13 protein-coding genes are annotated in these 19,697 nt (G+C 71.4%); 6 read left to right on the forward strand and 7 right to left on the reverse strand.

The features are described 5' to 3' along the window. Positions 1-118 precede the first annotated feature (118 nt). Complete coding sequence (locus ACIQM0_RS06670; protein WP_401284064.1) at positions 119-1,144, forward strand: ATP-dependent 6-phosphofructokinase; 1,026 nt, start codon at positions 119-121, stop codon at positions 1,142-1,144. A gap of 111 nt (positions 1,145-1,255) precedes the next feature. On the opposite strand, the gene ACIQM0_RS06675 is transcribed toward ACIQM0_RS06670, so the two are convergent. From ACIQM0_RS06675 to ACIQM0_RS06685, 3 genes are all read right to left on the reverse strand, one after another. Next, positions 1,256-1,879: an XRE family transcriptional regulator gene (locus ACIQM0_RS06675; RefSeq protein WP_401284179.1), complete on the reverse strand. Its 624-nt coding sequence runs from the start codon at positions 1,877-1,879 to the stop codon at positions 1,256-1,258. A 196-nt stretch (positions 1,880-2,075) separates the two neighbouring features. Next, positions 2,076-2,750: a response regulator gene (locus ACIQM0_RS06680; RefSeq protein WP_401284181.1), complete on the reverse strand. Its 675-nt coding sequence runs from the start codon at positions 2,748-2,750 to the stop codon at positions 2,076-2,078. Between the two features lie 5 nt (positions 2,751-2,755). Beyond that, a complete protein-coding gene (locus ACIQM0_RS06685; protein ID WP_401284066.1) occupies positions 2,756-4,438 on the reverse strand; it encodes an ATP-binding protein in 1,683 nt (560 codons plus the stop codon). Positions 4,439-4,568: 130 nt separating this feature from the next. On the opposite strand from ACIQM0_RS06685, the gene ACIQM0_RS06690 reads away from it, so the two are divergent. The 4 genes from ACIQM0_RS06690 to ACIQM0_RS06705 all read left to right on the forward strand — a co-directional run bounded on the left by ACIQM0_RS06690 (position 4,569) and on the right by ACIQM0_RS06705 (position 8,239). Next, the gene (locus tag ACIQM0_RS06690; protein ID WP_401284068.1) at positions 4,569-5,930 is read left to right on the forward strand and encodes a cation:dicarboxylate symporter family transporter; all 1,362 of its coding nucleotides are present in this window, start codon (positions 4,569-4,571) and stop codon (positions 5,928-5,930) included. Positions 5,931-6,059: 129 nt separating this feature from the next. Next, the gene (locus ACIQM0_RS06695) at positions 6,060-6,476 is read left to right on the forward strand and encodes a MerR family transcriptional regulator (RefSeq protein ID WP_401284070.1); all 417 of its coding nucleotides are present in this window, start codon (positions 6,060-6,062) and stop codon (positions 6,474-6,476) included. Next, entirely contained in the window at positions 6,473-6,814 is a 342-nt protein-coding gene (gene trxA / locus ACIQM0_RS06700; RefSeq protein ID WP_401284072.1) for a thioredoxin, read from the forward strand. The genes ACIQM0_RS06695 and trxA overlap by 4 nt, the downstream gene beginning before the upstream one ends. Before the next feature lie 135 nt (positions 6,815-6,949). Continuing rightward, positions 6,950-8,239, forward strand: coding sequence for a haloacid dehalogenase-like hydrolase (locus tag ACIQM0_RS06705; RefSeq protein ID WP_401284074.1), 1,290 nt, complete (start codon positions 6,950-6,952; stop codon positions 8,237-8,239). Between the two features lie 76 nt (positions 8,240-8,315). Here the strand turns inward: ACIQM0_RS06705 and glgB are convergent, their stop codons facing one another. The 4 genes from glgB to ACIQM0_RS06725 all read right to left on the reverse strand — a co-directional run bounded on the left by glgB (position 8,316) and on the right by ACIQM0_RS06725 (position 16,263). Further along, complete coding sequence (gene glgB, locus ACIQM0_RS06710) at positions 8,316-10,790, reverse strand: 1,4-alpha-glucan branching enzyme (protein WP_401284075.1); 2,475 nt, start codon at positions 10,788-10,790, stop codon at positions 8,316-8,318. A 90-nt stretch (positions 10,791-10,880) separates the two neighbouring features. Continuing rightward, a complete protein-coding gene (locus tag ACIQM0_RS06715; protein WP_401284077.1) occupies positions 10,881-12,281 on the reverse strand; it encodes a phosphotransferase in 1,401 nt (466 codons plus the stop codon). 239 nt (positions 12,282-12,520) lie between these two features. Then, positions 12,521-14,227 (reverse strand): maltose alpha-D-glucosyltransferase, encoded by a 1,707-nt coding sequence (gene treS, locus ACIQM0_RS06720; protein ID WP_363026886.1) that lies wholly within the window; start codon positions 14,225-14,227, stop codon positions 12,521-12,523. Beyond that, positions 14,224-16,263, reverse strand: a complete 2,040-nt coding sequence (locus tag ACIQM0_RS06725; protein WP_401284080.1) for an alpha-1,4-glucan--maltose-1-phosphate maltosyltransferase — start codon at positions 16,261-16,263, stop codon at positions 14,224-14,226. Before ACIQM0_RS06725 ends, treS begins: the two co-directional genes overlap by 4 nt. 763 nt (positions 16,264-17,026) lie before the next feature. Between ACIQM0_RS06725 and glgP the strand changes: the two genes are divergently transcribed. Then, positions 17,027-19,627 (forward strand): alpha-glucan family phosphorylase, encoded by a 2,601-nt coding sequence (glgP, locus tag ACIQM0_RS06730; RefSeq protein WP_401284082.1) that lies wholly within the window; start codon positions 17,027-17,029, stop codon positions 19,625-19,627. Positions 19,628-19,697 lie beyond the last annotated feature (70 nt).

A 19,697-nucleotide genomic window follows, 5' to 3' on the forward strand; every position in this document is an offset into this window, starting at 1 on the left:
CGGAACAGGCCGGGAGCGCGAGGTACGTACCAGGCATGGGACAATCACCGTGGCTCACGGTACGGGGGATTGTGTAGTTACCGCCGGACAGGCCCTAGCGAGCAGGAGATAAAGCACGATGCGCATCGGAGTTCTCACCGCAGGCGGCGACTGCCCAGGCCTGAACGCAGTGATCCGCTCGGTCGTGCACCGCGCCGTGGTGGGTCACGGTGACGAGGTCATCGGGTTCGAGGACGGGTTCAAGGGTCTTCTCGACGGTCACTTCCGCCCCCTCGACCTCAACGCGGTCAGCGGCATCCTCGCCCGCGGCGGCACCATCCTCGGCTCCGCCCGTCTCGAGCGCGACCGGCTGCGCGAAGCGGCCGAGAACTGCGCCGAGCTGAGCCGCCGTTACGGCATGGACGCGCTGATCCCGATCGGCGGCGAGGGCACCCTCACCGCCGCCCGGATGCTCTCGGACGCCGGAATGCCCGTGGTCGGCGTACCGAAGACCATCGACAACGACATCTCGGCCACCGACCGCACCTTCGGCTTCGACACCGCGGTCGGTGTCGCCACCGAGGCCATAGACCGGCTGAAGACCACCGCCGAGTCCCACCAGCGCGTCATGGTCGTCGAGGTGATGGGCCGCCACGCGGGCTGGATCGCGCTGGAGTCCGGCATGGCCGGCGGAGCCCACGGCATCTGCCTGCCCGAGCGGAAGTTCCAGGTCGAGGACCTGGTCAAGATGGTCGAGGAGCGCTTCGCACGCGGCAAGAAGTTCGCGGTCATCTGCGTCGCCGAGGGCGCGCACCCGGCCGAGGGCTCGATGCCGTACGCCAAGGGCGCGATCGACCAGTTCGGCCACGAGCGCTTCCAGGGCATCGGCAACCGCCTGGCCGTCGAGCTGGAGACCCGGCTCGGCAAGGAGGCCCGGCCGGTCATCCTCGGCCATGTGCAGCGCGGCGGCACGCCGACCGCGTACGACCGGGTGCTCGCCACCCGCTTCGGCTGGCACGCGGTGGAGGCGGCGCACCGGGGTGACTTCGGCCGGATGACGGCCCTGCGCGGCAACGACGTCGAGATGGTGCCGCTCGCCGACGCGGTGACGCAGCTGAAGCGCGTCCCGCTGGACCGGATGCGCGAGGCCGAGTCGGTCTTCTGACCGGACCGGCCGAGCCGTCGAACAGCGGCGGCGGTGTCGAGCGGGCCGTGACCGTCCACCCTGGACGGTCACGGCCCGCTCATCGTTGTGCGGCGGACTCTCCGGCGGACCTCACACGTCGGCGGTCTGCCAGAACCGGTCCACGATCCGCGCCAGGAAGGCCCGGCCCGCGTCGCCCGTCGCACCCTCCCGCTCGTCACCGGTACTGCTCCAGCTCAGCGTGGACACCATCAGCGCCTGGTACTCGGAGTGCAGCTGTTCCAGTACGCCCTGGACCGCCTTCCGGTCCACCGGCACCACCTTCGAGACCGGCCGCACATACGCCTGCCAGCGCGTCGTGACGGCGCTGCGCAGCAGCTCGGCCAGCTCCTCGTCCCGGCCGGTCGCCGTCACGAAGCCGGCGGCCGTCAGCCCCAGCGCCTCGGTGAGCGCGGCGGACTGGCGCTCGTTGCCCCGCCACCGCCCGGACTCCTCCATGCGCAGATACGCGGCCGTGGCCATCCCCAGCAGCCCCGCCAGCTCGTCCGGCGCCAGCTCACGGGCGACCCGGTGCTCGCGCAGGGTCCGGGCGGCGGTCAGGAGTTCACCGGGGGCGCACCACAACACCCCCGCGAGCGCCGTGAGTTCGTACTCGGTCGGCAAGGCGAGTCCACGCTCCCAAGCGGCTACGGTCTCGGCGCTGATCCTGAGTCCGTACTGGGCGCCGAGGCCGTAGGCGACATGACCGGGAGCCATACCCAGGGCCTCGCGCAGTCTGCGCGCGGCGGGGGCGTTGAAAGGCGGGGTGGGGTGCACGGCCCTACCGTAAGAGGTCGGAGGCGGTCTGACTACGGTGTGTTTCACCGAGGCCACGGCTCATAGGAAACTCCTAGGCGGAAAACCGGGCCGCCGAGCGCCCCGCGCGGGTCCCCGGGACGGCCCGGAGCCCCGCTCAGCGGGCCTCGGCCACCCACCGGTAGTGCAGTTCCGGGCGCCCGATCTGCCCGTACTGCGGACTGCGCGCAGCACGCCCCGCGGTCACCAGATGCTCCAGGTAGCGGCGCGCGGTGATGCGGGAGATGCCCAGCTCCACGCCCGCTGCGGCCGCCGTCACCCCGTCCGGGGCCGAGCGCAGCACCCGGGTCACCGCCTCCAGCGTCGGACCGCTCAGCCCCTTGGGCAGCCGGGCGGGCTGCGGGGAGCGCAGGGAGGCGAGCGCGCGGTCGACCTCGTCCTGTCCGCTCGCCTCGCCGGCCGCCGCCCGGAACTCCGCGTAGCGGACCAGCCGGTCGCGGAGGGTGGCGAAGGCGAAGGGCTTCAGCACGTACTGGACGACACCGAGCGACACCCCCTCCCGGACCACGGCCAGCTCCCGCGCCGACGTCACGGCGATCACATCGGCGGTGTGACCGGCCGCCCGCAGCGAGCGCAGCAGGTGCAAGCCGTGCCCGTCCGGCAGGTACAGGTCCAGGAGCAGCAGATCGACCGGTGTGCGCTCCAGCGCCCGCACCGCCTCGGCGCGGGAGCGCGCGACGGCGGCCACCTCGAATCCCGGGACCCGGTCCACGTAGAGCCGGTGGGCGTCGGCGGCGACCGGATCGTCCTCGACGACCAGCACCCTGATCACTGGGTTCATGTGGCCCTGCCCTTCCGCGCGCCGCCGCCCTCGGGCAGCGGCAGCCGTACGGTGAACTCCGCGCCGCCGTCCGGGCCCCGCTCCAGGGTGACCGCGCCGCCGTTGCGGTGCGCGGCCTGCTGGACGAGCGCCAGGCCGATCCCGCGGCCTGCGCCGTGCGTCGACCAGCCGCGCCGGAACACCTCCTCGGCGTCCGCCGGGTCGACGCCGGTCCCGTTGTCGGCGACCCGCAGCAGGAGCTCGCCGTCCCCGGCGAGTGCCGTGACGGTGACCCGGGCGCGTGCGGGACGGTGCGGCGACGAGGCGCGCTGCGCGGGGACGGAGCCGTCCGCGGCACCGGGCGGGTCGCTCACCCCCTCCGACGCCGCGTCCACCGCGTTGTCGATCAGGTTGCCGAGGACGGTGACCAGATCGCGCTGCGGCAGCGACGCGGGCAGGACCCCGTCGTCGATCAGGCTGTCGTCCGCCAGCACCAGCTCCACCCCCCGCTCGTTCGCCTGTGCCGCCTTGCCCAGCAGCAGGGCCGCCAGCACCGGTTCGGCGACCGCGCCGACGACGCGGTCGGTCAGGGCCTGCGCCAGTTCCAGCTCCGCCGTGGCGAAACCGACGGCCTCCTCTGCCCGGTCCAGCTCGATCAGCGACACCACCGTGTGCAGCCGGTTCGCCGCCTCGTGCGCCTGCGAGCGCAGCGCCTGCGTGAAGCCGCGCTCCGAGTCCAGCTCGCCCGACAGCGCCTGGAGCTCCGTGTGATCGCGCAAGGTGACGACCGTGCCGCTCCGCTCGCCGCCCACCACCGGACGGGTGTTGACCACGATCACCCGGTCCGCCGTCAGGTGCACCTCGTCGACCCGCTCCTCGGAGGCCAGCAGCGCCCCGGTCAGCGGCGTCGGCAGATCGAGTTCGGCGACCCGGCGCCCGACCGTACCCGGCGCCAGACCCAGCAGCTCCCGGCCCGCGTCGTTGATCAGGGCGATCCTGCGCTGCCCGTCGAGCATCAGGAGCCCTTCGCGTACCGCGTGCAGTGTGGCCTCGTGGTAGTCGTGCAGCCGGCTCAGCTCGGCGGCGTTCATCCCGTGGGTGTGCCGCCGCAGCCGCGCGTTGATCACATAGGTGCCGATGCCGCCGAGCGCCAGCGCCGCACCGGCCGCGAGCCCCAGCGCGCCCAGTTGCGCCCGCACCTGCGTGGAGACCCGTTCGACCGTGATGCCCGCACTGACCAGGCCGACGATCCGGCCCCCGTCCCGGACGGGCGTGACGACCCGGATCGAGGGACCGAGCGTCCCGGTGTACGTCTCCGAGAACGTCTCGCCGCGCAGGGCCCGCGCCGTGTGCCCGAGGAAGGTCTCGCCGATCCGGTCGGTGTGCGGGTGCGTCCAGCGGACCCGGTGCGGATCCATGATCGTGACGAAGGCGATCCCGGTGTCCCGGCGGGCCGCTTCCGCGTACGGCTGGAGGACGGCCGACGGGTCCGGGGTGCGGATCGCCTCCCGTACCGACGGTGAATCGGCCACCGACACGGCCACCGCCCTGGCCTGCCGGGTCGCGGTCTCCCGGGCCTGTGCGCTGCCGGACGCGTACGCGAAGAAGGCGCACCCCGCCACGACGGCCGCCACCAGCACCACCTGCATGGCGAAGAGCTGTCCGGCCAGACTGCGCGGACGAGGGCTGGGAAGGCGCATGGCCACAGTCTGCCTGGCCGAAAACATATGAACGAAATGCACGTAAGGGTGACCGGCGTCACAGGGAGCGGCATAGTCGCCGGGGCCCCCAGGGACGGGGGAGGGACAAGGACGAGCCGAGGAGACCCCCGTGGGAGTGGCCGCCGCCAAGCGGGACCGTACGAAGTATCTGTATATCGCCGTGATCGTGGCGGTGGGGCTCGGCATCCTCGTGGGCCTCGTCGCCCCGGGTGCCGCCGTTGAGCTCAAGCCGATCGGGACCGGCTTCGTCAATCTCATCAAGATGATGATCTCGCCGATCATCTTCTGCACGATCGTGCTGGGGGTCGGCTCCGTACGGAAGGCCGCCAAGGTCGGCGCCGTCGGCGGTCTGGCCCTCGGCTACTTCCTGGTGATGTCGACCGTCGCCCTGGCCATCGGCCTGGTCGTCGGCAACATCCTGGAGCCCGGCTCCAGCCTCCACATCACCGAGGCGACCCGCGCCGCGGGTGAGGCCCAGGCGGGGGACAGCGAGTCCACCGCGGACTTCCTGCTCGGCATCATCCCCGACACCATGGTGTCGTCCTTCACCTCGGGCGAGGTCCTCCAGACCCTGCTCATCGCCCTGCTCGCGGGCTTCGCGCTGCAGGCCCTGGGATCGGCCGGCGAGCCGGTCCTGCGCGGCATCGGCCACCTCCAGCGCCTCGTCTTCCGCATCCTCGCCATGATCATGTGGCTGGCCCCGGTCGGTGCGTTCGGCGCCATGGCCGCGGTGGTCGGCGAGACCGGCGTGGACGCGCTGAAGTCCCTCGCGGTCATCATGGTCGGCTTCTACCTGACCTGCGGGCTCTTCGTGTTCCTGATCCTGGGCGCGATCCTGCGCCTGGTGGCCGGGCTCAACATCTTCTCCCTGCTGAAGTACCTCGCCCGGGAGTTCCTGCTCATCCTCTCCACCTCCTCGTCCGAGTCGGCCCTGCCGCGGCTGATCGCGAAGATGGAGCACCTGGGCGTCAGCAAGCCCGTCGTCGGCATCACCGTGCCGACCGGCTACTCCTTCAACCTCGACGGCACCGCGATCTACCTCACGATGTCCTCGCTCTTCATCGCCAACGCGACGGGGGACCCGCTGAGCATCAGCGAGCAGATCTCGCTGCTGGTCTTCATGGTGATCGCCTCCAAGGGCGCGGCGGGCGTCACCGGCGCCGGACTGGCCACGCTCGCGGGAGGCCTCCAGTCGCACCGCCCCGAGCTGGTGGACGGTGTCGGTCTGATCGTCGGCATCGACCGCTTCATGAGCGAGGCCCGCGCCCTGACGAACTTCGCGGGCAACGCCGTGGCCACGGTGCTCGTCGGCACCTGGACCAAGGAGATCGACCGGGAGCGAGTGGACCAGGTCCTCTCCGGAGCGCTGCCGTTCGACGAGGCGATGCTCACGGACGAGGGCCCCGCGGAGCCGCACGTCCCCGAGGCCAGGGACGGCGGCGAGGAGCAGCCCTCGCTCGTGAAGGCATAAGCGCCCCCACGCACGCCGGGCCGGTACGGAAGTTCCGTACCGGCCCGGCGTGCGTCCGCGAACCCCGCACCCGCCCCCGAGCCCCGTCACCCTTGCCTTGACGCCGACGTCAAGGCTTACGGTCGTTCCATGCGAATCGGGGAGCTGGCCGAACGGGCCGGAACGACGACGCGGACGCTGCGCTACTACGAGTCGCGCGGGCTGCTGCCGACGCGGCGGGCGGAGAACGGGTACCGCACGTACGACGAGGGCGACCTGCGGCTGCTCCAGCAGATCCGGACCCTGCAGGACTTCGGGTTCGACCTGGAGGAGACCCGGCCCTTCGTCGAGTGTCTGCGGGCCGGCCATCCGGCCGGTGACTCCTGCCCGGCCTCGCTGGCCGTCTACCGGCGCAAGCTCGGCGAGCTGGACGCGCTCATCGGCCAGCTCCAGTCGGTCCGTACGGAGGTGGGCGCCCAGCTGGCCCGCGCCGAACTGGAGGCTTCCGCCGAGCTGCCCGGCGGCCCCGAACCACGGTGTGAACTGAACTGGGAGGACGACACATGATCCAGGTGGAAGGCGTGGCCGAGGTCACCGACGAGACCTTCGACGCGGAGGTACTGGGGGCGGGGCTTCCCGTCCTCGTCGAGTTCACGGCCGACTGGTGCGGACCGTGCCGCCAGCTCGCGCCGGTGCTCGGCGCCGTCGCCGGGGAGGAGGCCGGCCGGCTCAAGGTGGTGCAGATCGACGTGGACCACAACCCGGAGATCACCTCCCGGTACGCGGTGCTGTCGATGCCGACCCTGATGGTGTTCCAGTCGGGCGAGCCCGTGAAGTCGATGGTCGGCGCCCGGCCGAAGCGCCGGCTGCTCCAGGAGCTCGAAGAGGTGCTCCCGGCGGCCTGAGGACCCGTCTCGCGGGTGCCCTCCGGGCTGCGGTGACACCGCGAAGGACAGGGACGCGTCGCTTTCAGGGCACGCTCCACGGGGTGGAGCGTGCCCTCTCTACATCGCGGAAACGTTGATGTACGGTCCACTCGCATGCGTATCCGACTTGTTCTCGCGTGGACCTCAGCCGTCACCGCCGCGTTGGCGGTCGCGGCCGCAGCCGGCCCCGTGGCAGCCGCTCCGGCCGATCGCATGTCCGTGACGCCGACGGCTCGCTGCCCTCAACTCTCCGACGGAATCCCCTGGTACGGCGACAACCGTGCCCAGCTGCAGCGCGTGATCGACGAGCGCGGCACCTGCCACCGCAAGGGCGGACCGCGCCCGGTCGCGGCGTTCGACTGGGACAACACCATCACCAAGAACGACGTCACCGACGCCACCATCAGCTGGTCCCTGCGCCACGACAAGATCCTCCGGCCCGCCCGCTGGAAGGACACCAGCAAGTGGCTGACGGACACCGCGGACCAGGCACTCACCGAGGCCTGCGGCACCGACGTCGGGGTGGGAGCACCCCTGCCCACCTCCACCCGTGCCCGCTGCGCCGACGAGATCCTCCAGATCCGTGAGGACGGCAGCACGATGAGCGGCGAGGCCGCCTTCGCGGGGGAGTGGAACCACCGGCGTACCGTTCCGCAGTACGCGTGGGTGCCCCAGCTGTTCGCCGGACACACCGTCCCCGAACTGCGCGCGTACACGGAGGCCGCCCGCACGGAGGCCCTCGCCGCGCCCGTCGGCGCGACCCGCACCGTCGGCACCCACGTCCTTCCGGCCTACGTCAGGTACTACGAACAGCAACGCGACCTCGTCCGTACGCTCCAGAGGGCCGGGTTCGACGTCTGGATCGTCTCGGCGGGTTCCGAGCCGGTCACCGAGGTCTGGTCACGCGGCATCGGAATCGACCGCGCGCACACCGTGGCCATCCGCTCCGTACTCGACCGCAAGGGCCGCATCACGACGAGCAACGAGGGCTGCGGCGGGGTGGGCGTCACCCGGGGCGAGGCCATCCCGTACATCGACGGCAAGCGTTGCTGGATCAACCAGGAGATCTACGGAATGAAGGGCCGGGCCGCCTGGAACCGGCAGGCCCCGGACCGGCGGATCACGCTCGGTGGCGGTGACGCCGACACCGACGTGACGTTCGTCGGTGACGCCACGGGCGCGCACCTCGTGCTCAACCGCAACAAGAACGAGGTGATGTGCCGCGCCTACGACAACGCCGACGGCCGCTGGGTCGTGAACCCCATGTTCATCGAGCCGCTGCCCCGCAGGACCACGGCCTACCCCTGCGCGACCGCCGCCCGCACCGAGCCCGACGGCGGTTTCGGCCCCGTGCGGCGCGGCGACGGCAGTGTCGTACCGGACCAGCAGGACACGGTGTACTGACGCGAGGACGCCATCGAAGACGCCACGGCGGCCCCGGGAAACGCCCCGGGGCCGCCGTGGCGTCTTCGACGCCTCGTCAGGCCGGCCGCAGCCACACCGTCGCGAGCGGCGGGAGCGTCAGCGTCATGCTCGTCTCCCTGCCGTGCGCCGCCACCGCCTCCGGCTTCAGCGGCTCCTCGTTGCGCACGTCGCCGCCCCCGTACCGCGCCGCGTCCGTGTTCAGGACCTCCACCCAGGCCGCCGGGCCTTCCGGCACCCCGATCCGGTAGCCGTGCCGCACCACCGGCGAGAAGTTGCAGACGGACAGCAGCGGCGAGCCGTCCGCGTCGAGGCGCAGGTAGGCGAAGACGTTGTCCTCCGCGGCGTCACCCACGATCCACTCGAAGCCCTCCGGGACCGTGTCGCGCTGCCAGAGCGCCGGCGTCGCCCCGTACACCGCGTTCAGATCGCTCACCAGGGTCCGTACGCCCCGGTGGTCGCTCTCCGCCGCGTACGAGGGATCGAGCAGCCACCAGTCCGGGCCGTGGCCCTCCGACCACTCCGCTCCCTGGGCGAACTCCTGCCCCATGAAGAGGAGTTGCTTGCCCGGGTGCGACCACATGAAGCCGAGGTAGGCGCGGTGGTTGGCGCGCTGCTGCCACCAGTCGCCGGGCATCTTGCTGACCAGTGAGCGCTTGCCGTGCACGACCTCGTCGTGCGAGATCGGCAGCACGTAGTTCTCGCTGTACGCGTACACCATCGAGAAGGTCATCTCGTTGTGGTGGTACTTGCGGTGCACCGGCTCCTTGGACACGTACTCCAGTGAGTCGTGCATCCAGCCCATGTTCCACTTCAGCCCGAAGCCGAGGCCGCCGAAACCACCGGGGCCTACGTGGTGGGTGGCGCGGGTGACGCCGTCCCAGGCGGTGGACTCCTCGGCGATGGTGACGACGCCCGGACTGCGCCGGTAGACCGTGGCGTTCATCTCCTGGAGGAAGGCGACGGCGTCCAGGTTCTCCCGGCCGCCGTGCTCGTTCGGGGACCACTCGCCCTCCTCGCGCGAGTAGTCGAGGTAGAGCATCGAGGCGACGGCGTCGACCCGAAGCCCGTCGATGTGGAACTCCTCGCACCAGTAAGTGGCGTTGGAGACCAGGAAGTTGCGCACCTCGGTGCGGCCGTAGTCGAATTCGAGCGTGCCCCAGTCCGGGTGCGCCGCCCGCTGCGGGTCGGAATGCTCGTACAGCGGCCGGCCGTCGAACTCGGCGAGCGCCCACTCGTCGCGCGGGAAGTGCGCGGGCACCCAGTCGACGATGACGCCGATCCCGGCCCGGTGCAGCGCGTCGACCAGGAAGCGGAAGTCGTCCGGTGTGCCCATCCGGGAGGTCGGGGCGTAGAAGCCGGTGACCTGGTAGCCCCAGGAGCCGCCGAAGGGGTGCTCGGAGACCGGCATCAGCTCCACATGCGTGAACCCCAGGTCACGTACGTACGCGGGGAGTTGCTCGGAGAGCTGCCGGTAGGTGAGGCCGGGGCGCCAGGACGGCAGATGCACCTCGTACACCGACAGCGGCGCCTCGTGCACCGGGACGTCGCCGCGGTGGGCCATCCACTCCTGGTCCCGCCAGACGTGGTGGGCGGCCGTCACGACCGAGGCGTTGGACGGCGGGACCTCGGCATGGCGGGCCATCGGGTCGGCGCGCAGCGTGTGCGTGCCGTCCGGGCGGCAGATGTCGAACTTGTAGAGCGCCCCCTCCCCGATCGCGGGCAGGAACAGCTCCCACACCCCGGTGGAGCCGAGCGAACGCATCGGGAAGCCGGTGCCGTCCCAGTAGTTGAAGTCACCCGCGACTCGCACCCCGCGGGCGTTGGGGGCCCAGACGGTGAACCGGGTGCCGGTGACGCCCTGGTGCTCCATCGGCTGGGCACCCAGCGCCGTCCACAGTTCCTCGTGCCGGCCCTCGCCGATCAGATGCAGATCGAGATCGCCGAGCGCGGGCAGGAAACGGTACGGGTCCTGGACCTCGATCTCGTTGTCCTCGTAGGCGACCAGGAGCTGGTACTCGGGGACCGCCGGCATCGGCAGGAGCCCGGAGAAGAAGCCGTCGCCGTCCTCGTGCAGCTCGGCCCGGAGCCCCTTGGCCAGCACGGTCACGGACCGGGCGAAGGGGCGCAGCACCCGGAACGTCACCCCGCCGCGGATCTGGTGCGCGCCGAGCAGGTCGTGCGGGGCGTGGTGCTCACCGGCCATCAGCCGGGCCCGGTCCCCGTCGTCCGGGGCGCGGGCCGGGCGGACCCCCTGACCGCCGCCGGCGCGGCGCGGACGCGGCGGGGCCGCCGCCCGCTTCGCCCGCTTGGCGGGAGCGGCGGCGGGCGCGGTGACCGTGGCCGGGTCCGGCGTCGGCATGGGCATCGGCATGGTGACCGGCTCGGGGGGCGGGGCGCTCGCTTCCACCGGTGCGAGGGTCCCGGTCGCCGGGCCTGCGGAGGTGGCGTCCGCGTGCTCTGCGGACAGCGAGGCCTCTGGGGTGGTCGGAGCGGGATCGGGCGCTTTGCGGGACGGCTTGCGGGCGGTCACAGGGACAGCCTCCTCGGGGGGTGTGGGTGGGGCCGGAGGGGTGGGGCGCCGGGGGCCGCGTGCGGGACGGGACGCGGTCCCCGGCGGGTGTCAGCCGGTGGCGGCGGCCAGGCGGTGGATGGCGGCCATCGGGACCGGAAGCCAGTCGGGCCGGTGCCGTGCCTCGTACAGCACCTCGTACACCGCCTTGTCGGTCTCGTGGGCGCGCAGCAGCTCCGGTTCGCCGCGGGGGTCGGTGCCCGCGGCCTCGGCGTAGCCGTCGCAGTAGGCGGACCGGCAGCGCGCCGCCCAGTCGGCGTTCCAGGGTCGGTGGGAGCGGGCCGCGTAGTCGAAGGAGCGGAGCATCCCGGCGATGTCGCGCACCGGTGGCTGCGGGCTGCGGCGCTCCGTGAGCGGGCGGGCCGGTTCCCCCTCGAAGTCGATCAGCGACCAGAAGCCGTCCGTCCCGCGCAGGGTCTGGCCGAGATGGAGGTCGCCGTGCACCCGCTGGGCGGCCCAGCTCCGCCCCCTGTCACCCAGTGCCGTCACGGCGTCGAAGGCGGTGCGCAGCCCGGGGACGTACGGCACCAGTTCCGGCACCGCGTGGGCGGCCGCCTCCAGCCGCCGCACCATGCCCGCGGCCTGCTCGTCGCTCGCGCCGCGGGGCGGTTCGGGGGTCGGCAGCGCCGCGGCGAGCGCGGTGTGCACCTCGGCGGTGGCCCGTCCCAGCGCGCGGGCCTCCGGTCCGAAGTCGTGGCCCGCCGCGAGTGCGCGCAGGGCGAGCTGCCAGCCGTCCTGCGCGTCGCGCAGGAACGGCTGGAGTACCCCGAGCGTGAGGTGTTCCGGCTCGGTGGACTCGAACCAGGCGACGGGGGCCGGGACGCGTCCGCACCCCTCGCGGGAGAGGGCGAGCGGCAGTTCCAGATCGGGATTGGTGCCGGGGAACACCCGGCGGAAGATCTTGAGGATGTAGGCGTCGCCGTAGACGAGCGAGGAGTTGGACTGCTCGGTGTCCAGCACCCGGGGCGCGAGTCCGGCGGGGATCGGGGCCGCGCCCCGGCCGAACCGGAGGACGCCGAGCCCGCCCGGGGTGCGCAGCCGCTCCAGCAGCAGGGCGGCGAGGCGCGGGTCGTGCAGTCCGTCGTAGACGCTCAGACCGGCCAGCGGACCGTCCGTCACATGGCCGATGAGGGCGGGTGCCAGCCGGGTCGGCAGCGTGGGACGTACGCCGAGCAGCAGCTGGTAGCAGTCGACGGGGGGCTGGGCGGGCATGGTGGGCTGGTGGACCCGGACCAGCAGGTGCAGGAGCCCGGGGCCGGTGGCGGCGGTGCCGCCGGACTTCTCCACCGGCAGTATCTCGGTCGCCGACACGAGCGAGAAGGCCGTGATCGGCCGTCCCTTGCCCGCGAACCACCGCTGCCGGGGCAGCCATTCATGGAGCAGCGGTCCGAGAGACGGGAGCAGGGCTGTGCTGTTCGCCAGGGTGACCTGAGCGGATGCAGCCTCCGACATGGCATCGCGTCCTTTCCCCGGGCACACCACAGGATGCGAAGAGTGTCCCGGATTGCGGCTTTGGCTGTCCGGCTGTGCGGGACGTGTCGGGTCAGGATGATCCGTACGGACTCGACTCGAAGGGAACGAAACGCCAGGAGGACCCAGGAAGGGCCCTGAAGCGTTCGATATGGGGGGAGAGTGCCCCGTGCGGAGCGGCGGAAACCGCCCCGCACGCGACCCTGTGCGCCGGCTCCGGGTCAGCTCGGCGGCGCGTCCTTGCGGAGGCGGAACCAGTAGAAGCCGTGTCCCGCGAGAGTCAGCAGGTAGGGCCACTGACCGATGGCGGGGAAGCGCACCCCGCCGATCAGCTCCACCGGATGACGCCCGTTGAAGGACCGCAGATCGAGTTCCGTGGGCTGTGCGAACCGGCTGAAGTTGTGCACGCACAGCACGAGGTCGTCCCCGTGCTCACGGGTGAAGGCGAGCACCGCGGGATTGGACGAGGGCAGTTCGGTGTACGAGCCGAGGCCGAACGCCGGGTTCTGCTTGCGGATCTCGATCATCCGGCGCGTCCAGTGCAGCAGTGAGGACGGCGAGGCCATCGCCGCCTCGACGTTGGTGACCTGGTAGCCGTAGACGGGGTCCATGATCGTGGGGAGGAAGAGCCGTCCCGGATCGCTGGAGGAGAATCCGGCGTTCCGGTCGGGCGTCCACTGCATCGGGGTGCGTACGGCGTCCCGGTCGCCCAGCCAGATGTTGTCGCCCATCCCGATCTCGTCCCCGTAGTAGAGGATCGGGGAGCCGGGCAGTGACAGCAGCAGGGCGGTGAACAGCTCGATCTGGTTGCGGTCGTTGTCCAGCAGGGGCGCCAGGCGCCGCCTGATGCCGATGTTGGCCCGCATCCGCGGATCCTTGGCGTACTCCGCGTACATGTAGTCGCGCTCTTCGTCCGTGACCATTTCGAGCGTCAGCTCGTCGTGGTTGCGCAGGAAGATGCCCCACTGGCAGCCGGACGGGATCGCCGGTGTCTTGGCCAGGATCTCGGAGACCGGGTAGCGGCTCTCGCGCCTCACGGCCATGAAGATCCGCGGCATGACGGGGAAGTGGAACGCCATGTGGCACTCGTCGCCGCCCGCCTGGTAGTCGCCGAAGTAGTCGACGACGTCCTCCGGCCACTGGTTGGCCTCGGCGAGCAGCACGGTGTCGGGGTAGTTGGCGTCGATCTCCTTGCGGACCCGCTTGAGGAAGCCGTGGGTCTCCGGGAGGTTCTCGCAGTTGGTGCCCTCGCGCTGGTAGAGGTAGGGCACGGCGTCGACCCGGAAGCCGTCGATGCCGAGGTCCAGCCAGAAGCGCAGGGCGGAGATGATCTCCTCCTGCACCGCCGGGTTCTCGTAGTTGAGGTCGGGCTGGTGCGAGAAGAACCGGTGCCAGTAGTACTGCTTGCGCACCGGGTCGAAGGTCCAGTTGGACGTCTCGGTGTCGACGAAGATGATCCGGGCGTCCTGGAACTGCTTGTCGTCGTCGGCCCAGACGTAGTAGTCGCCGTACGGACCCTCGGGGTCGGTACGGGACTGCTGGAACCAGTCGTGCTGGTCGCTGGTGTGATTCATGACGAAGTCGATGATCACGCGCATCCCGCGCTGGTGCGCGGCGTCGACGAACTCGACGAAGTCGGCGAGGTCACCGAACTCGGGCAGTACGGCGGTGTAGTCGGAGACGTCGTAACCGCCGTCGCGCAGAGGCGACTTGAAGAACGGCGGCAGCCAGAGGCAGTCGACGCCCAGCCACTGGAGGTAGTCCAGTTTGGCGGTGATCCCCTTGAGATCTCCGATGCCGTCGCCGTTGGAGTCCTGGAAGGAACGGACGAGGACCTCGTAGAAGACGGCACGCTTGAACCAGTCGGGATCGCGGTCCTTGGCCGGGGTGTCCTCGAACGTGTCGTGGACGGGCTCATTGACGATCATGGTGTGGGTGACCCTCCGGTCGGCGGGGACGGTCGCAGGACGACGATGTGCGCGGGCGTCACGCCCGGCTCAAGGCGCACATAGAAGGTCCTGCCCCAGTGATAGGAAGTGCCGGTGAGCTCGTCGCGCACCGGCACGCTCTCGTGCCGTTCGAGGCCGAGTCGCTGCATGTCCAACGAGACGGTCGCCTCCTGGGTGTGGTGCGGGTCGAGGTTGACGACCATCAGAACGGTGTTCGAACCGGAGCGCTTGCTGTAGACGATCAGGGCGTCGTTGTCGGACGAGTGGAAGTGCACGTCACGCAGCTGCTGCAGCGCCGGGTGGCGGCGCCTGATCCGGTTGAGCGTGGTGATGAGCGGGGCCAGCGACCGGCCCTCGCGCTCGGCGGCTTCCCAGTCCCTGGGCCGGATCTCGTACTTCTCCGAGTCGAGGTACTCCTCACTGCCGCCGCGGGCCGGGGTGTTCTCGCAGAGCTCGTACCCCGCGTACACCCCCCAGGTGGGGGAGAGTGTCGCCGCGAGCACCGCCCGCGCCTCGAAGGCGGGCCTGCCGCCGTCCTGGAGGTATCCGGGGAGGATGTCGGGGGTGTTCACGAAGAAATTCGGTCTCATGCAGGCGGCCGTCTCACCGGACAGTTCGCTCACGTACTCGGTGATTTCCTGCCGGCTGTTGCGCCAGGTGAAGTACGTGTACGACTGCTGGAATCCGATGGTGGCGAGTGCGTGCATCATCGCGGGACGGGTGAATGCCTCGGCCAGGAAGATCACATCGGGATCGGTGCGGTTGATGTCGGCGATGACCTTCTCCCAGAAGATCACCGGCTTGGTGTGCGGATTGTCGACGCGGAAGATCCGTACCCCGTGATCCATCCAGAACCGGAGAATGCGCACGGTCTCCGTGACGATTCCGTCCAGATCCTTGTCGAAAGCGATCGGGTAGATGTCCTGGTATTTCTTCGGGGGATTCTCCGCGTAAGCGATGGTGCCGTCCGCGCGGTGGTGGAACCACTCGGGGTGTTCCGTGACCCACGGGTGATCGGGGGAGCACTGGAGGGCGAAATCCAGCGCGATCTCCATACGCAGGTTCCGCGCGGTCCCGACGAAATGGTCGAAGTCGTCGAGGGTGCCGAGATCGGGGTGGACGGCATCGTGGCCGCCCTCGGCCGAGCCGATCGCCCACGGCACCCCCACATCGTGCGCGGCGGGGGAGAGGGAGTTGTTCGGGCCCTTGCGGTGGGTGGTCCCGATCGGGTGGATCGGTGGCAGGTAGACCACGTCGAAGCCCATCGCCGCGACCGCCGGCAGGCGCTCGGCCGCCGTGCGGAAGGTGCCGCTGACGATCCGGGGCGGCTTCGGGACCGCCGGACCCTTCGCCGCGCGGCCCTTGCGCGGCGCCTTCACCGGTTCGGTCCTGGCGCCCTCGGAACGGGGGAACAGCTCGTACCAGGAACCGAACAGGGCACGCCGGCGCTCGACGACGAGCGGGAGCGGTCGCGAGGCGGTGACCAGCTCACGCAAGGGATGGCCGGCCAGCGCCTCCTCCGCCTCCGGGGCGAGCGCGGCGGCCAGCCGGGCGGCGGCCGGGCGCGACGCGTCGCGCAGGGCGTCGACCGCGGACAGCACCGCCTCGCGGCCGTCCCGCTTGGGCACGCCCTCCGCGGCCCGTTCGTACAGCTCGGCGCCCTCCGCGAGGACGAGCGCGGTGTCGATCCCCGCCGGGATCTTGATCCGGGCGGTGTGCCGCCAGGTGGCCACCGGGTCGCTCCAGGCCTCGACCGCGTACGTCCAGCGCCCCTCCGCGTCCGGCGTCACGTCGGCGCCCCAGCGATCGGTGCCCGGCGCGAGCTCGCGCATCGGTGTCCAGGGGCCGGGGCGCCCGCTCGGGTCGAGCAGGACGACGTTGGCGGCGACCGCGTCATGACCCTCGCGGAAGACGGTCGCGGTGACCTGGAAGGTCTCACCGGAAACCGCCTTGGCGGGCCTTCTTCCGCAATCGACGAGGGGACGGACGTCGAGGACGGGAATGCGACCGATCATGAAATCACCTGGGGACTGGAGCTCGGACTCAACAGGGCGCACTGCGGCTGCGGAGGGCTGAACGCGCGCGCCGCGATGGTGGGGTTCCGTCCTTTCTAGCTGCTCCGTTGACGACTGGTGGGGTGTGGGCATGGCCGCTCCTGTCCGCGTTCACTCGAATGGCACTCGAATGGCTGGGGCGAGGGTGTGGTGCGCGGGTGTGGATCGAATGTGCGCGGGCCGTCCCGATTGCATACGAACCGCGGGCGGATCGCCGCCGAACGGCGGATGAACCGGCCGTGGGTCCGAGACGGATTGCCTTGAACTTTCGTCCGAACGCATTCGTTCCGGGTACCGGAGAAGCCTTCCCACGGATGCCGGTGGGCCAATCCGGTGGTTTGTTAACTACTCGGGCGTAGCTGTGACGTTCTGAATGCGCCGGGCTCCGCCGCGCGTGCGCGGGGTTGCGGAATTCCGGCGCACGCGGGGACGGCGGGCGCCACTGGGAAGCCTTCCCTGTGCGGCGAAGGCCCACAAGGCCGTACGAGGTGAGGGAATCGGCCATAACGCCTGTGACGGACGGGCCTGGAGCGGCGAGTAGCGCCGGGTGGTACTCAGGAGGGCGGAGCGAAGGGGGCGGTCGGCCCGCCGGGGTCGCACGCCGCCGGACGGCCGTGCGCCGTGGTTGCCGGGTGCCGTGCACGGCTAACGTCGAGGGTGACGGAGCGGCGCACACCGTGGTGCGTCCCCTCGGATCCGGACGTCCCCTGTAAAGGTGGAATACGTGAAGGCCATTCGTCGATTCACCGTGCGTCCCGTCCTCCCCGATCCCCTTCAACCCCTCAGCGACCTCGCCCGCAACCTGCGCTGGTCCTGGCACACCGAGACCCGTGAGCTCTTCCAGGCCGTCGACCCGGTGGCCGGCCGGGGGGCGGACGGCGACCCCGTGCGCCTGCTCGGTGCCGCGTCCGCCGGGCGGCTCGCCGAGCTGGCCCATGACGAGGCGTTCCTGCACCGGCTGGCCGAGGTGTCCGCCGGCCTCCGGGACTACCTCCAGGGCCCCCGGTGGTACCAGGAACAAGTCGCGCAGGGCGCCGAGCTGCCCGCCGCGATCGCCTATTTCTCGCCCGAGTTCGGGGTGACCGCGGCCCTGCCCCAGTACTCCGGCGGGCTCGGCATCCTCGCCGGGGACCACCTCAAGGCGGCCAGCGACCTGGGCGTCCCCCTGGTCGGCGTCGGCCTGCTCTACCGCCACGGCTACTTCCGCCAGAGCCTCTCCCGGGACGGCTGGCAGCAGGAGCACTATCCCGTCCTCGACCCCAACGAACTGCCGCTCACCCTGCTGCGTGAAGCCGACGGGACACCGAGCGAGGTAGTGCTCGCGCTCCCCGGCGGCCGCTCGCTGCACGCCCACATCTGGCAGGCCCAGGTGGGCCGGGTGCCGCTCCTCATGCTCGACTCCGACGTGGAGGGCAACGCCCCGGGCGAACGCGAGGTCACCGACCGGCTGTACGGCGGCGGCAGCGAGCACCGGCTGCTCCAGGAGATGCTGCTGGGCATCGGCGGCGTGCGCGCCGTGCGGACCTACTGCCGGCTCACCGGCCACCCGGTGCCCGAGGTGTTCCACACCAACGAGGGCCACGCCGGATTCCTGGGCCTCGAACGCATCCGGGAGCTCGCCGACAGCGGCCTGGACTTCGGCTCCGCGGTGGAGTCCGTACGGGCCGGGACCGTCTTCACCACCCACACCCCGGTGCCGGCCGGGATCGACCGGTTCGACCGCGAACTCGTCGCCCGTCACTTCGGTGACGACGGAGAGCTGCCGGGTGTCTCCGCCGAACGCATCCTGCACCTGGGCACGGAGACGTACGACGGCGGCGATCCCGGCGTCTTCAACATGGCCGTGATGGGGCTGCGGCTCGCCCAGCGGGCCAACGGGGTCTCCACCCTGCACGGTGCGGTCAGCCGGGAGATGTTCGCCGGGCTCTGGCCGGGCTTCGACGCCCCCGAGGTGCCGATCACCTCCGTGACCAACGGGGTCCACGCACCCACCTGGGTCGCCCCCGAGATCTACCGGCTGCGCACCGAGTCCGGGGGCACCCCCGGGCGCTGGGACTCCGCCGCCGCCATCCCCGACCGGCAGCTCTGGGACGTGCGGCGGACGCTGCGCGAACAACTGGTGGCCGAGGTGCGGCAGCGGCTGCACGCCTCCTGGCGCACCCGCGGCGCGGAACCCGCCGAACTCGGCTGGATCGACGGCGTCCTGGACCCCGGCGTACTGACCATCGGCTTCGCCCGCCGCGTCCCCTCGTACAAGCGGCTGACGCTGATGCTGCGCGACCGCGACCGGCTGCGGAGACTGCTCCTCCACCCGGAGCGCCCGATCCAGATCGTCGTGGCGGGCAAGGCGCATCCGGCCGACGACGGCGGGAAGCGGCTGGTCCAGGAGCTGGTCCGGTTCGCCGACGACCCCCGGGTGCGCCACCGCATCGTCTTCCTGCCCGACTACGGGATGGCGATGGCCCAGAAGCTCTACCCGGGCTGCGATGTCTGGCTGAACAACCCGCTGCGCCCGCTGGAGGCGTGCGGTACGAGCGGGATGAAGGCCGCCCTCAACGGCTGCCTCAACCTCTCCGTCCTCGACGGCTGGTGGGACGAGTGGTTCGAGCCGGACTTCGGCTGGGCGATCCCGACGGCCGACGGTTCGGCGATGGACGAGGACCGGCGCGACGATCTGGAGGCCAACGCCCTCTACGAGCTGATCGAGGACCGGGTCGCGCCCCGCTTCTACGACCACGGGGGCGAGGGGCTCCCGGAGCGCTGGATCGAGATGGTCCGCCGCACGCTGGGCACCCTCGGCCCCAAGGTCCTCGCGGGGCGCATGGTCCGTGAGTACGTGGAGCGGCTGTACGCCCCCGCGGCCCTCGCCCAGCGCTCCCTGGACGCCACCACCGCACGGGAGCTCTCCGGCTGGAAGGCCAGGGTCAGGGCGGCCTGGCCGCGGGTGGCGGTCGATCACGTCGAGGCGGTGACGCCCACCGAGGCGGACAGCTCGGCGGAGCTGGGCTCGACGCTGGCGCTGCGGGTCCGGATCAGCCTCGGGGTGCTGGAGCCGGACGACGTGGAGGTGCAGGCGGTGGCCGGCCGGGTGGACGCCGCCGACTCCATCACCGACGCCCAGATCTTCCCGCTGAAGCCGGCCGGGGGCCAGGACCTGGAGGGCCGCTGGCTGTACGACGGCCCGCTGGCCCTGGACCGCACCGGCCCCTACGGGTACACCGTGCGGGTGCTGCCGGCCCATCCGCTGCTGGCCGGCGGAGCCGAACTCGGCCTGGTGGCACAGCCGGCCGACGGCACGGGCGAGGCGGGTCTGGTGATGCGCTGACGTCGCGTTCCGACGACGGACCCCAGGGCCCGGCACCGTTCCACCGGTGCCGGGCCCTTCGCCTTCTGAA

It is taken from the genome of Streptomyces sp. NPDC091387 (assembly GCF_044756945.1).
Lineage (GTDB): Bacteria > Actinomycetota > Actinomycetes > Streptomycetales > Streptomycetaceae > Streptomyces.

Coding starts and splice junctions, on each gene's coding strand:
- treS (WP_363026886.1), bottom strand. CDS start 14,227: ATGATCGTCAATGAGCCCGTCCACGACACGTTCGAGGACACCCCGGCC.
- ACIQM0_RS06725 (WP_401284080.1), bottom strand. CDS start 16,263: ATGATCGGTCGCATTCCCGTCCTCGACGTCCGTCCCCTCGTCGATTGC.
- ACIQM0_RS06670 (WP_401284064.1), top strand. CDS start 119: ATGCGCATCGGAGTTCTCACCGCAGGCGGCGACTGCCCAGGCCTGAAC.
- ACIQM0_RS06675 (WP_401284179.1), bottom strand. CDS start 1,879: ATGGCTCCCGGTCATGTCGCCTACGGCCTCGGCGCCCAGTACGGACTC.
- trxA (WP_401284072.1), top strand. CDS start 6,473: ATGATCCAGGTGGAAGGCGTGGCCGAGGTCACCGACGAGACCTTCGAC.
- ACIQM0_RS06715 (WP_401284077.1), bottom strand. CDS start 12,281: ATGTCGGAGGCTGCATCCGCTCAGGTCACCCTGGCGAACAGCACAGCC.
- ACIQM0_RS06695 (WP_401284070.1), top strand. CDS start 6,060: ATGCGAATCGGGGAGCTGGCCGAACGGGCCGGAACGACGACGCGGACG.
- ACIQM0_RS06705 (WP_401284074.1), top strand. CDS start 6,950: ATGCGTATCCGACTTGTTCTCGCGTGGACCTCAGCCGTCACCGCCGCG.
- ACIQM0_RS06685 (WP_401284066.1), bottom strand. CDS start 4,438: ATGCGCCTTCCCAGCCCTCGTCCGCGCAGTCTGGCCGGACAGCTCTTC.